A 13,850-nucleotide genomic window follows, 5' to 3' on the forward strand; every position below is an offset into this window, starting at 1 on the left:
TTGTGAGTTTAAGAGAAATGGATTTAAAACAGGAGCCCGCCTGTGCGCCAAAAACCTTAGGAAATTACCTCTGGAGCGACCTGCCAGATGAAAACAAATGGGCTGACTGCGTTCATTGCGGCATGTGTCTTGAATCTTGTCCTACCTATGAACTAACCGGCCAGGAACAGCATTCTCCCCGCGGAAGGGTTCATTTGATCAAGTCGGTTGCTGAAGGGAAACTCTCGGTGAATGAGCAGTTCATGGACCCTGTGTTCGCCTGTCTAGACTGCCGCGCCTGCACTACGGCCTGTCCAGCAGATGTAAATGTTGGAGGCCTGATTGAAGAGGCACGCGGGCAGATACGCCAGGCGATGCCGCTAACAGGCTGGAAGGGTGCCGTAAATAAGCTTTTCCTCCAAGAGTTGTTCCCGCATCAAAATCGTTTAAATTCACTAGGCAGTCTGCTTAAGTTTTACCAAAAGAGCGGTATCCAGAAGGCAGTAAGGAAGACGGGTCTGATTAACATCATGCCGAAGCACCTGGTTGAGATGGAGACAATCATGCCGGAGATCAATGAACCAGTTCGCAAAAAATTCAAGGATGTAGATGTGATCAAGGCCAAGACCGAGACGAAACATGAAGTGGCGATGCTGACTGGCTGCGTGATGGACGTGATGTTCAGCGATGTCAATGAAGCAACTGTTAATGTGCTGACCCGAAATGGCAACGATGTCATCATTCCCCGGAATCAAACATGCTGCGGCGCGCTCCATGTCCATGCAGGTGACAGGGAAACAGGAAGGAAGCTTGCCAAGAAGAATATTGAAGCATTCAAAGATGCAGATAAGGTAATTGTAAATGCAGCCGGGTGCGGGTCCATGCTTAAAGAATACCATGAACTATTCCGTGACGACCAAGAGTGGCATGACAAGGCTTTAGAATTCTCCCGAAAGGTAGAAGACATTTCTAAATACCTTCATGATACTGGATATGAAAAGCCGAGAGCCGAAATGGACGTCAAGATGACTTATCATGATGCCTGCCACCTTGCCCATGGCCAGGGAATACGGCAGGAACCGCGTGATATTCTCCTCGATATTCCAGGAGTTGAAATGGTACACATGCCGAACTCAGATCGCTGCTGCGGAAGTGCCGGGATTTATAACATAACGAATCCTGACATGGCCGGTGCCATTCTTGAAAGCAAAATGGAAAACGTACCGGAAGATGTAGAAATGATTTCGATGGGCAATCCTGGCTGTATGCTTCAGATGGCGATAGGTGTTCAAAAACACGGGAGAAACCAAAAGGTTGTCCATACAATCCAGCTTCTTGATTGGGCGTATCAAAAAGAAGACAGCCTAAAGGAGGGAAAGTGATGGCTAAAAAAGGCATTCAATCGAAGGATCCTCATGTTCTGAATCTCGCTAAAATCGTTGGGTATGATCCGATCCGCAAGTCCATCCTTTACGAGAAGGAAGACCTGCTTGCCTATGATTGCGACGGCTTCACCCTCCATAAGCATCTGCCAAGGGTGGTTGTTTTCCCAAAGAACACAGCTGAAGTCGCTGCGATTGTTAAGTATTGTCATGAAAATGACCTGCCATTCCTTGCAAGGGGTGCCGGAACCGGTCTAAGCGGGGGTGCCATCCCTTTGAACGGCGAGGTCATCATCAGCATGGTCAGGATGAAAAAACTGCTTAGCGTGGATTTTGAAAACAGGCGTGCAGTGGTTGAACCTGGATTTGTCAATCTTAAGCTCACCAACTCGATTTCAGATAAGGGGTATTACTATGCTCCCGACCCATCCAGCCAGTATTGCTGTACGATTGGCGGGAATGTCGCGGAGAATGCCGGAGGGGCGCACTGCCTGAAATATGGGGTAACGACAAACCATATTCTTGGTTTGGAAGTCGTCCTCCCAAATGGGGAAATTATCGAAATCGGAAAAAATGGTGTCCCGGACCTTCCGGGCTATGACCTGCTTGGTTTATTGACTGGCTCTGAAGGCACTTTAGGCATTGTGACAAAAATAACGGTAAGAATCTTAAAGAATCCTGAAGGAAAGCAAACAGTGCTTGCCTATTTTGACAAGGTAGCAGATGGAAGCAAAGCAGTATCAGACATTATTTCAGCCGGAATCGTTCCTGCTGCTCTCGAGATGATGGATAAGACGGCGATTGAAGGAGTCGAGGCAGCCGCTTTTCCGGTGGGACATCCCAAGGACATAGAAGCGGTGCTCCTGATTGAAGTGGATGGAATAGCCGCCGGACTGGATGAGCAGATCAACCAGATTCTAGATGTGTGCAAAAACAATAATGTCCGTGAGGTAAAAGCTGCCCAGAGTGAACAAGAAAGGGCCAAATGGTGGGCAAACCGGAAAACCGGATTTGGAGCGATGGGAGCGATATCCCCTGATTATTTAGTGCAGGATGGCGTCATCCCAAGAAGCAGGCTCCCTGAAGTGTTAAAAAGGATAAATGAAATCAGTGAAGAGTTCGGCCTTCGAATCGCTAATATTTTTCATGCAGGGGATGGAAATCTTCATCCGCTCGTCTTGTTCGATGCCAGAATTGCAGGAGAATCAGAAAGAGCTCTTGAAGCAGGCAGTCTGTGTCTGAAGGTGTGCGCCGATGTCGGCGGGACGATTACTGGTGAGCATGGTGTCGGCATTGAAAAAAGGGAAGAAATGCGGTTTGTGTTTACTGATGAGGAAATCATGGCACAGACAGAAATCAGGCAAGTCTTTAACCCTAAAAATCTATTGAATGCAGGGAAACTGTTCCCGTCTCCAGGACGCTGTATTGAAGTTAAAAAAGAGATTGCTGCGGCAGCTGCCAAGTAAAATTCCTAACTAATAATAAATCACAAAAAATTCAGTTAAAATAATTGAAAAAACTTTCCAGTGCATGGTATGATTTTTTTAAGGAATATCTGAAACAGCGTTTCGTATTACGCAACAATAAAAAGTGTACACAGAATATCTAATATAAGGGAGGAAATGAAACACATGGCAGACTATGTAAAAGCGGGAAATCTTCAGGTTTCAACAGAACTCTATGAATTTATCAATTCAGAGGTTCTTCCTGGATCCGAGGTGGACCAGGAGCAATTTTGGAACGGCCTTGGAGGCCTGGTAAAGGATCTGGCTCCTCGAAACAAGGAATTACTAAAAGTCCGTGACGAAATCCAGGAAAAATTAAATGCCTGGTATCGTGAAAATAACGGTAAATTTGATTTTGATCAATATAAGTCATTCCTTACCGACATTGGCTATCTTGAACCCGAAGTGGAGGATTATCAGATTACAACAGAAGCAGTGGATGAAGAAGTTGCCTTACAGGCAGGCCCGCAGCTCGTTGTGCCTGTCAATAACGCACGCTACGCAATCAATGCTGCAAATGCCCGCTGGGGAAGTTTATATGATGCTCTTTACGGAACGGATGCCATCAGTGAAGAAGATGGAGCAGAAAAAGGTGTAGGCTACAATCCGGTCCGCGGAAATAAAGTCATCGCTTATGGGAGGGAATTTCTTGACCAGTCAGCACCATTAGCTGAAGGTTCCCATAAAGACGCTGAAAAATATGCCATCAAAGATGGGAAACTTGCTATTTCCCTGCCTGGAGGCAAAACGACAGGCCTCAAGGAAGAAGAAAAGTTTGCCGGATATCAAGGGAATCCAGAAGAACCAGCTGCTGTATTGCTGAAAAATAATCGTTTGCATTTTGAAGTCCAAATTGATCCGAACCATCCGATCGGCAAGACGGATAAAGCTGGGGTAAAGGATATTCTCCTTGAAGCTGCTCTGACAACGATCATGGATTGCGAAGATTCTGTTGCAGCCGTTGACGCTGAGGACAAAGTGGAGGTTTACCGCAATTGGCTGGGCTTGCAAAAAGGGAACCTGGAGGCTACCTTCAATAAAAGTGGCCGCAGCATGACGAGAATGATGAATCCAGACCGTCATTACTCAGCTCCAAATGGGGAGGAATTCAGTCTCAACGGCCGTTCTGTCATGTTTGTACGAAATGTCGGTCACTTGATGACAAGCAATGCAATCCTAGATGAAGAAGGAAATGAGGTTCCAGAAGGAATCCTTGATACTGTGTTTACAAGCTTAATTGGAAAACACTCCGTAATCGGCAATACAAAATACCAAAATTCGTCAAAGGGTTCTATTTATATTGTTAAACCAAAAATGCACGGATCAAAAGAAGTGGGTTTTGCCAATGAATTATTTGACCGGACAGAGGATCTGCTTGGCCTGAAGCGGAATACGCTCAAAATTGGGGTAATGGATGAAGAACGACGCACAAGTCTGAACCTTAAGGCTTCCATCCGCGAAGTCAAAGACCGGATTGTCTTCATTAACACAGGATTCCTCGACCGCACTGGAGATGAGATGCATACTTCAATGGAAGCTGGCCCAATGGTCCGTAAAAATGATATGAAATCATCCCTCTGGCTACAGGGCTATGAAAAGTCAAATGTTGCGACAGGACTCGATGTTGGCTTCCAGGGCCGCGCCCAAGTTGGAAAAGGAATGTGGGCAATGCCTGATTTGATGGGGCCTATGCTTGAACAAAAAATTGGCCACTTGAAAGCTGGAGCTAATACTGCATGGGTGCCATCTCCAACAGCAGCGACATTGCACGCATTGCACTATCACCAGGTTGATGTGTTTGATGTGCAAAATCAGCTGGAAGGTGAATCCAAAGACTATAGAGACGAAATTCTGCAAATCCCTGTTGCTGAAAATCCAAAGTGGACTGCTGAGGAAGTCCAGGAAGAGCTGGATAACAATGCGCAGGGAATCCTCGGCTATGTAGTTCGCTGGGTTGAATCAGGAATCGGCTGCTCCAAAGTTCCTGACATCAATGATGTAGGATTGATGGAAGACAGGGCAACTTTAAGGATTTCCAGCCAGCATATGGCGAACTGGCTTCACCATGGGGTGTGCACTAAAGAACAGGTGCTCGAGACTTTGCAGCGTATGGCAAAAGTCGTTGATAAGCAAAATGAACTCGATCCATCTTACCGCCCAATGGCAGAGGATTATGACAACTCTGTAGCGTTCCAGGCTGCATGTGACCTCGTTTTCCTTGGATATGAGCAGCCAAATGGCTATACTGAGCCTATTCTTCATCGCCGCCGCCAGGAAGCTAAAGCGAAGTTTGCTGTTAAAAATTAATGCCAATACATTTCCCAGGGGCATTCTTTCATAGATGAAAGTGCCCCTGGCTTTCCAAAGCACAGAGGGCTGAAATGGCCATGATAAAAAATAGAGACAGATGACGGAAAGGGGCAAGGACGATGAAATTCGCAAGGTTTACAGTTGATTCAAAAGTTTATTCCGGTGTGGTTACGGAAGAAGGATTACAGGAGATTACTGGTGATATATTTGAAAGCTGGGAATATACAGGGAAGGTTTTTTCAAGGGAAGAAGCCCGCTTGCTCGCTCCTCTTGTCCCAAATCAAGTAATTGGGATCGGCGCAAATTTTGTGGCAAAAAAAGAAGACTTGCCATCTGAATTGCCTGAAATACCCGTATTTTTCTTTAAGCCAGTTTCTTCAGTCATCGGTACGGAAGAAGAAATCATCATCCCGGCAGGTACAGAAAGTGTAAAATTCGAATCTGAGCTTGCTGTAGTCATTGGCAAGGAAGCAAAGGATGTTCCAGAATCAGAAGTTTTGGATTATGTCTTTGGCTATACGGTCGGCAATGATGTTACTGCACCGAGCTTCTTTCATAAGGATGGACATTGGACAATCGGAAAGTCTTTTGACACCTTCACTCCCCTAGGGCCAGTTATTGAAACAGAATTGGACCCTTTTAATTTAAAAGTAACCGCTCGACTAAATGGTATTGAAAAGCAAAATAGTCCTACTGACCTGATGATCATCCCAATCCGGAAAATGATTTCCTATCTTACGAAGGTTATGACTTTGAAGCCGGGAGATGTCATACTGACTGGCAGCCCTGTAGGAGCAGAGTTCGTCGGAAAAGAAGATGTAATAGAGTGTGAGATTGAGGAGATTGGCGTTCTGAAGAATGTTTTTGCTGCTGTTAAGGAAAGGCAACTTTCGTAAAGTTTGTTGTTAAAATCCTAAAGCTGATTTTAACTTAATAGAAGGTCATTTTGCAGTTCGGTATTAAGTTTGCATGCTCTTTTCTCATAAAAGAATCAACTTAGCGAAGAAAAATGGGTTATTCAATTCTATTTTGCAGTCAATAGCAACAAAGTTTGAGAAAAGAGCCTAAAGAAAAGACAACTGCAAGCTGAAAGTTTAATTAGCAGGATTTTAATTGAGTTATAGTGATGGGCACCGCACTGGGGGTAAGAGAATTGGAAAGGGAAAATGTAGTTAAGTCAGTTAGCCGTGCACTGGATATTATCCACCTGGTCGGCATGAAAAAAGGCGGTTTAGGAGTTACTGAGATTGCTAAACAAATAGACATCAATAAAAGCTCTGTATACCGGATTTTATTTACTCTAGCCCAGTATGGATACATTGAGCAAGATGAAAATACCGGCCGGTACAAGCTCGGATACAAATTTTTGGAAATCAGCTCTAAACTGCTGGATTCCATCGATATAAGATCTGAGGCAGGTCCATTTCTGCAACAGCTTGAGAGTGTAACGAATGAAGTGATCCACCTTGTCGTCTACGACCAGGGAGAGGTAGTGTACATCGAGAAGCTGGAAGGAACAGAAACATTGAGAATGCATTCAAAGGTTGGGAAGCGGGCACCTATGCACTGCACATCCGTTGGAAAAGCAATTCTCGCCAACCTGCCCTCAGGAGTTGTACATGAAATCGTTGATCGAAAAGGCCTTCCAATGCACACCAAACACACGATTACGGATAAAGATTCTTTGTTCAAGGAATTAATACAAGTAAAGCAAAATGGATACGCACTGGATCTTGAGGAAAATGAAAATGGTATTACATGCATTGCTGCACCAATTTTCGATCATTTGGGAAAAGCAGTCGCGGCTATAAGTATTTCAGGACCGACGATCCGAATGACTGAAGAAAGGCTTGAACAACTGAAAGAGCATATCCTCGATGTAGGATCCCAAATTTCTGTCAGGCTCGGATTTTCCAAACAAAATCAAATTGGTTGAGAAAAAATTTGTTCGAATAACAAAAAGTTATTTCGGGCAAATTTTTTTATTTTTTCAAATATATTACCATGGTTTAATTTCCGTGTTCTTATGTATGAAGGTTGCTTTATTTTTTAATATGAAAAAAGCGATCCTTTCAACAAGCTTGGCAGATGTTGTTTCGCTATGAGGAAGGGATAAATGACAAGGAATTGCCAGCTTATTTTACTGATATAACAATTCTAAATTTTCACAAAATTGTTGAAATTCTCCGGGCTTTGTCTGTATAATAAATTACAAGTGTTATATAACACTATTTTTATAGTTATATAACAATGTTGCGTAATCCGCAACAAAAGCTTTTATTGTTTTTTATTATCATATTAAAGGGGAGATGATTTTTTGTGAGTACTGGAATGCTAGCGTTTTTGTCTTTACTGCCAATTCTAGTGGTAGGAATTTTCCTGATCGGACTAAGATGGCCAGCAAGCAAAGCAATGCCAATTTCTTATGTGGTTGCCATCGGACTTGCTTTATTCGTGTGGAAGGTGCCAGGAGCCAATGTAGCTGCTGCTTCTATCCATGGACTTATTGTAGCGGGAACACTTCTATACATTATTTTTGGAGCAATACTGCTGTTAAACACATTGCAGGAAAGCGGCGGAATCAAGACAATCCGCCAGGGTTTTACGGATATCTCAGGGGACCGAAGGGTTCAGGTCATCATTGTGGCCTGGTTGTTCGGCTCATTTATTGAAGGGTCTGCAGGCTTCGGGACACCGGCGGCCGTTGCGGTGCCTTTATTGGTTGGACTAGGCTTCCCGGCGATGGCTGCCGTAGTGGCTGGAATGGTCATCCAAAGTACACCGGTTTCATTCGGTGCAGTCGGAACTCCTATGCTTGTAGGCGTTTTTAGCGGTTTATCGGGTGACGCTGGAATATCAAATGACTTCCTTGGCCTGGTAAATGTAATCGCTGTCAAGGTTGCTTTTCTTCATATGATAGCGGGTACGCTTGTGCCATTATTTGTGGTTGCATTGATGACCAGATATTTCGGGAAAAATAAATCCTTTTCAGAAGGCATCAAGGTATGGAAATTCGCCCTGTTTTCATCCTTTGCCATGACTATTCCTTATATCATTGTCGCAAATGTTCTTGGACCGGAATTTCCGTCGATGATTGGCGGTTTGGCAGGTCTGGCGATTGTGATTTTTGCAGCGAAGAAAGGTTTCCTGATGCCTCCAAAAGAGGAAGAATGGGATTTTGAAGAAAAATCTAAATGGGATCCTGAATGGATTGGCAATCTTGAAATTAAGGATATTACACACAAGAGCGGAAGCATGAGCATGTTACGTGCCTGGACACCTTATGTTCTTGTAGGTTTGCTGCTAATCTTGACGAGACTTAATTCACTACCTATTGCCGGGTGGTTCAAATCCTGGAGTATATCATTTGAAAACATTTTTGGTTCAGGAATCACTTCCAGCTTCCAGCCTTTGTATTTGCCAGGTACCATTTTCATCATTGTATCGGTCATTACGTACTTCCTCCATGGCATGAACGCAAGCGCTTACGGCCGTGCCTGGTCGCAATCGGGCAAAACAATGCTTTCGGCTTCAACAGCCCTTATTTTTACAGTCCCAATGGTTCAGGTATTCTTAAATACCGGAGGGGGAACAGCGGGCTTTGATAAGATGCCAATTGAACTGGCAAACGGAGTCGCTGCCCTGGCAGGAGATTATTGGCCGCTGTTCTCTACCTTCATTGGCGGCATGGGCGCATTCATCGCAGGCAGCAATACAGTCAGCAATATGATGTTCTCTCTGTTCCAATATAATGTTGGAAGCAATATTGGCGTAGATCCTACCTGGATCGTTGCCCTCCAGGCAGTTGGCGGAGCAGCGGGAAATATGATTTGTGTGCATAATGTAGTTGCAGCTTCCGCTGTTGTGGGTCTGGTAGGAAAGGAAGGGGCGGTCATAAGGAAAACTATCTTCCCGTTCACCTATTACGCTTTGCTATCAGGCGCTGTAGGCTATTCAATCGTTTGGTACTCACAAAAAGGAATCTTTAACATCGGCTCGTTCATTGCAGTGACCATTGCTTTTGCTGCCGTATATATCATTGCTACTAACAACAAAAGAAGTGGTCTTCTAGTGCAGGAAGTACCTCCTGTAGTCAAACAATAATAACGCAAAAGCATAAAACTGCATCCCAGTGTGAGGGGTGCAGTTTTTTTTGCTTTGAGGGATTGATTCTACGTGTCTTTTTAACCTTGCAATTTTGGGATTTTTTTAAAAGGGACCAAGATTGTTTATTTATTTGTTAAGCCATGTATGGACAGGCTGGAATCCTTCTTTTAACGTCTATTGGACTTCATTTAGAGCCTAATCGGGATCGAAGCCAGATTTAGGCTCGACTTTATTTTAAGGGAGAGTGAAAAGGGTATACATTATACAAACATTACTTTAGAAAGAGGGGAGATTGATGTCAAATTCTACTGTGATCCAGACGACGTTAAGAGGGAAGGAGCTTTTGTCGAATCCTTTTTTGAATAAAGGTACTGCTTTTACCAGGAAGGAACGGGAGGAGTTGGGACTTGAAGGGTTATTGCCGCCCCAGGTGCTGACGCTCGATGAACAGGTCAAAAGGGTCTATGAGCAGTATTCGATCAGGACCACCAATTTATTTAAGAATGGACTTCTTTATGACTTGTACAACCGGAATGTTGTCCTGTTTTACCGATTGCTTAAGGACCATTTAAGTGAAATGCTTCCTATTGTCTATACTCCTACTGTCGGGGAGGCCATTGAGCAATATTCACAGGTTTATCGCCGTCCAGGTGGATTGTATTTATCGATTAATGACCAGGAAGGGATTGAAACGGCGTTTAAGAACCTCGGACATGCCAAGAATGAAATTGATTTGATTGTCGTTACCGATTCGGAAAGCATTCTCGGCATCGGAGACCAGGGGATTGGTGGCATCAATATCTCTATTGGTAAGTTAGCTGTCTACACAGCAGCGGCCGGGATCAATCCGAGCCGGGTTTTACCAGTTGTGCTGGATGTAGGAACGAACAACAAAACTCTGGCGGATGATCCGTTTTACATCGGAAACGAGTTCCCGCGGGTCCGCGGCGAGCGTTATGATGAGTTCATTGATGTGTTTGTCTCAACAGCAAGAAAATTTCACCCTGATGTCCTTCTGCACTGGGAAGACCTTGGCAATGTGAATGCACGGAAGATCATGGAGAGGTATGGAGATAAGATTCTAACCTTTAATGATGATATTCAGGGGACGGGAGCTGTCACCCTCGCGGCCACCAAGTCTGCTTTGAAGATGACAGGGAGTTCATTGAAGGATCAGAGGATTGTTGTCTTTGGGCCTGGTGCTGCTGGAATTGGAAATGCGGATCAGATGGTGGATGCCATGGTTTCTGAAGGATTATCGAAGGATGAAGCTTATGACCAGTTCTGGGCAGTGGATTACAGGGGCCTTTTAACGGAGGAACATGGAGATGTCTTGGATTTCCAAAAACCATATGTCCGCGGAGTTAATGAAGTGGAAAGCTGGGAACGGAATGACGAGGGCATTATCCCATTAATGGAAGTGGTCAAAAGGGTGAAACCGACGATTCTGATCGGTACATCTGGACAATCCGGAGCCTTCTCGGAGGATGTTATCAAAGAGATGGCAAGCCATACAGAGCGCCCAGTCATCATGCCGATGTCCAATCCGACATCACTGGCAGAGGCAGTCCCAGCTGATTTGATCCGATGGACAGGAGGGAGAGCACTGGTTGCAACGGGGAGCCCGTTTGAGGATGTGGATTACAACGGAGTTTCCTATGAAATTGGCCAGGCTAACAACGCCTTTATTTTTCCAGGGCTTGGGCTCGGAGCCATCGTGGCAAAAGCGGAAATCATTTCAAAAGGCATGTTCACCGCAGCTGCAGACGCTGTTGCCGACATGTGCTGCAATGATCAGCCAGGCGCATCACTCCTGCCTAACATCAATAAATTACAGGAAGTATCCGAAAAAGTCGCGTTGGCAGTCATTCAGGCGGCTATCAACGAAGGGGTTGCCAGGACAGATATCAATGATGTCGAAAAGGCAGTGGCAGAGGCTATGTGGAAACCGGTGTATAAGGAGATTAGAAGTATAAAAGTTTAATGGCTGGGATTACAAGAGCGCAGGGGGGACCCTGTGCTTAATTTGCTTTTTACTAGTTTAGTGTAGGTATGCTTTGTGTTTTCGGGGTCTTCGAGAGTAAGGAATGACTTTTTTTTTTGAATCTAATTGAAATCAAATAATCATTGTCCTTTTTTAGGATTTTCAAAATTAAACCCCTTTATCTTCGAACGCATGAATTTCATTATTATTACCTAATACGATGAGGATATCATTCGTGCAGATGACTTCTTCAGCTGAGGGGGAAACAATAAATTCTTCTCCGCGCTGGATCCCGATGATCGTACATCCGTAATTTGCACTCACATTCAGTTCATTTAATGTTTTGTCAGTTACCTTTTTTGTAGAGACTATTTCTGCAATGCTGTGGTTCTTGGAAAGCTCAATGAAATCAATAATCTTATCAGATGTAACATGGTGAGCAATTCTCTTAGCCATTTCCCTTTCAGGGTGAATGACGCGATCGGCTCCGATTTTTTCTAAAACCTTTTGATGGTTCTGACTTGATGCTTTCACCCATACTTGTTTGACACCCAAGTCCTTTAGCAACAATGTTGTGAGGATACTAGCTTCAATATTACTGCCGAAGGATACAATGACAAGGTCAAAATTTTTCAGTCCCAATGATTTCAGATTATTTTCGTTAATAGCATTGGCTACAACAGCATGGGTAGCATATTGGCTATATCTGTTCACTCTTTCCTCTTTCACATCGACAGCCAGAACCTCGAATCCAAGATGATGAAATTCCTCGACAAGGCTTCCTCCAAAACGCCCAAGGCCAATCACAGCAAATAACTTTCTCATTATGTATTTCCTCCTATTTTAAAAGGTCTACTAACAGGGTACATTTTTAATATGCCAATTCCTGATATTTATTTTTATAAACTGAAAGAAAAGGGCTGCTCGGTATACGGGTATAGGATACAGGTGCTTCCAGCCTGTATAGATTAAGGCGTTGTTTTTCACAGAAATCCATTCATAAAGTACTGAAAATCCAGTCCATTCTAAAATATACAAATTTGTTTTGGGAGTCTTCTGTAGTGCAACGATAAATCCCATAATGACTTATTTTCACCAAGAATAATTTAAATATGTTTCCCTATAAGAGTTATTCGAACAAATACATATTAAAGTTCATGTTCCCCGAACGTTATAGTGTGTTAAGATAGGAATATACGTTCGTATAAAAGAGGGTGTTTCTCTTGCTGAAAAACGAAGAAGATGTAATAAAGTTATTTCAATCAAACGATAACATGATGAAGATTATACAAACAGCTGGTACTCTTGATTTGCCAGACTGGTGGATCTGTGCTGGTTTTGTTCGATCAAAGATATGGGACACACTGCATGGCTTCAAGGAGTGCACGATGACACCTGATGTTGATGTGATCTATTTTGATCCCGCCAACATTAATGAAGATGATGAAAAGAAACTGGAGGACGAGTTGAAAAGCCATATGCCTGTGATTCCCTGGTCTGTTAAAAATCAGGCAAGGATGCATGTTGTCAATCAAATCCCGCCTTACTCTTCTTCGGAGGATGCTATCTCAAAATTTCCGGAAACAGCGACGGCTCTTGGTGTGAAGCTGGACAAGGAGAACAAGCTTGTCCTGACGGCACCTTGTGGACTGGAAGATGTCCTCCATATGGAATTAAAGCCGACGCCTTTTTTTACAGAAACGAAAGAGCGTGCTGCCATTTACGAAGAGCGGCTGATCAAGAAGAATTGGACTGCTAAATGGCCTATGGTTAAAGTGCATCATGCAACATTACTTTCCAAGTAAAAGGCTTTAGTCATGCGAGTCTCCAATCATGATAGAGGGAGGAAACTAATCGGTAAAAATAGCTGCTCGCTTTTCTCGTATTTTTAATGGTCTTATTTATCCGCTAGGGTGGTATAATTATTTTATTAGAAATGGACGGGGGAAAATTTGTGGAAGAAATCTTAAAGCAAATTTTAAATGAAATTCAAGAAATGCGTGTAGGTATGGATGATTTAAAACAAGGCCAGAACGGACTGGAAGTCGATATCAAAGATTTGAAACAAGGCCAGAACGGGCTGGAAGTCGATATCAAAGATTTAAAACAAGGTCAGAACGGGCTGGAAGTCGATATCAAAGATTTAAAACAAGGTCTGTACAGACTTGAAGTAGATATTAAGGATTTGAAACAAGGCCAGAACAGACTGGAAATTGGACAAGAAAAATTACAGAAGAATCTTGTTGATAGTTTAGGATTTTACACGGATAAAATTGTTGAGCACATCGATGATAAGACTGAAGCGTTAAACAAAAGAGTTTACAAAGTAGAGACAGAGATTGAACGATTGAGCAGACAGTAAGGGATTCTATTCCTTGCTTTTTTCTTTTTATAGAACGTCTTATTATGGTGATTATAAATGGAGCATGCTAAGCAAGGTTCGGAAGAAATCTTTATGATTTTCAAAAAAGTTGTCCGAAGTAGCCCTGGCTTCGGACAAAATTAGTAAGATTTCCTTTAAAGTTGTCCGAAGTAGCCTCAGGTTCGGACAAAACAAGGAAGATTCTTTACGACCCCCTAATT

At 43.5% G+C, this 13,850-nt stretch carries 10 protein-coding genes; 9 read left to right on the forward strand and 1 reads right to left on the reverse strand.

The genetic code is table 11. From position 1 onward, the window contains the following. Nucleotides 1-2 precede the first annotated feature (2 nt). The 7 genes from J7I80_RS06890 to J7I80_RS06920 all read left to right on the forward strand — a co-directional run bounded on the left by J7I80_RS06890 (nt 3) and on the right by J7I80_RS06920 (nt 11,267). Nucleotides 3-1,361, forward strand: a complete 1,359-nt coding sequence (locus J7I80_RS06890; protein WP_214736918.1) for a (Fe-S)-binding protein — start codon at nt 3-5, stop codon at nt 1,359-1,361. Then, nucleotides 1,361-2,827, forward strand: coding sequence for an FAD-linked oxidase C-terminal domain-containing protein (locus J7I80_RS06895; RefSeq protein WP_214736920.1), 1,467 nt, complete (start codon nt 1,361-1,363; stop codon nt 2,825-2,827). Before J7I80_RS06890 ends, J7I80_RS06895 begins: the two co-directional genes overlap by 1 nt. 165 nt (nt 2,828-2,992) lie before the next feature. Next, nucleotides 2,993-5,173, forward strand: a complete 2,181-nt coding sequence (locus J7I80_RS06900) for a malate synthase G (protein ID WP_214736923.1) — start codon at nt 2,993-2,995, stop codon at nt 5,171-5,173. A 122-nt stretch (nt 5,174-5,295) separates the two neighbouring features. Beyond that, nucleotides 5,296-6,072, forward strand: a complete 777-nt coding sequence (locus J7I80_RS06905; protein WP_214736925.1) for a fumarylacetoacetate hydrolase family protein — start codon at nt 5,296-5,298, stop codon at nt 6,070-6,072. 257 nt (nt 6,073-6,329) lie between these two features. Next, entirely contained in the window at nt 6,330-7,112 is a 783-nt protein-coding gene (locus J7I80_RS06910) for an IclR family transcriptional regulator (RefSeq protein WP_214736927.1), read from the forward strand. 383 nt (nt 7,113-7,495) lie between these two features. Further along, complete coding sequence (locus tag J7I80_RS06915; RefSeq protein ID WP_214736929.1) at nt 7,496-9,280, forward strand: L-lactate permease; 1,785 nt, start codon at nt 7,496-7,498, stop codon at nt 9,278-9,280. A 298-nt stretch (nt 9,281-9,578) separates the two neighbouring features. Next, the gene (locus tag J7I80_RS06920) at nt 9,579-11,267 is read left to right on the forward strand and encodes an NAD-dependent malic enzyme (RefSeq protein ID WP_214736931.1); all 1,689 of its coding nucleotides are present in this window, start codon (nt 9,579-9,581) and stop codon (nt 11,265-11,267) included. Between the two features lie 168 nt (nt 11,268-11,435). Here the strand turns inward: J7I80_RS06920 and J7I80_RS06925 are convergent, their stop codons facing one another. After that, nucleotides 11,436-12,092 carry a potassium channel family protein gene (locus tag J7I80_RS06925; protein WP_214736934.1) on the reverse strand — a complete coding sequence of 219 codons (657 nt, stop codon included), beginning with the start codon at nt 12,090-12,092 and terminating at the stop codon, nt 11,436-11,438. Nucleotides 12,093-12,490: 398 nt separating this feature from the next. On the opposite strand from J7I80_RS06925, the gene J7I80_RS06930 reads away from it, so the two are divergent. Then, a complete protein-coding gene (locus J7I80_RS06930; RefSeq protein ID WP_251027638.1) occupies nt 12,491-13,072 on the forward strand; it encodes a nucleotidyltransferase family protein in 582 nt (193 codons plus the stop codon). Between the two features lie 149 nt (nt 13,073-13,221). Beyond that, nucleotides 13,222-13,629: a hypothetical protein gene (locus J7I80_RS06935; protein ID WP_353050090.1), complete on the forward strand. Its 408-nt coding sequence runs from the start codon at nt 13,222-13,224 to the stop codon at nt 13,627-13,629. The last annotated feature ends 221 nt before the right edge of the window (nt 13,630-13,850 follow it).

The organism is Bacillus sp. ISL-41 (assembly GCF_018613235.1).
Lineage (GTDB): Bacteria > Bacillota > Bacilli > Bacillales > Cytobacillaceae > Mesobacillus.

Coding starts and splice junctions, on each gene's coding strand:
- J7I80_RS06895 (WP_214736920.1), top strand. CDS start 1,361: ATGGCTAAAAAAGGCATTCAATCGAAGGATCCTCATGTTCTGAATCTC.
- J7I80_RS06905 (WP_214736925.1), top strand. CDS start 5,296: ATGAAATTCGCAAGGTTTACAGTTGATTCAAAAGTTTATTCCGGTGTG.
- J7I80_RS06900 (WP_214736923.1), top strand. CDS start 2,993: ATGGCAGACTATGTAAAAGCGGGAAATCTTCAGGTTTCAACAGAACTC.
- J7I80_RS06920 (WP_214736931.1), top strand. CDS start 9,579: ATGTCAAATTCTACTGTGATCCAGACGACGTTAAGAGGGAAGGAGCTT.
- J7I80_RS06925 (WP_214736934.1), bottom strand. CDS start 12,092: ATGAGAAAGTTATTTGCTGTGATTGGCCTTGGGCGTTTTGGAGGAAGC.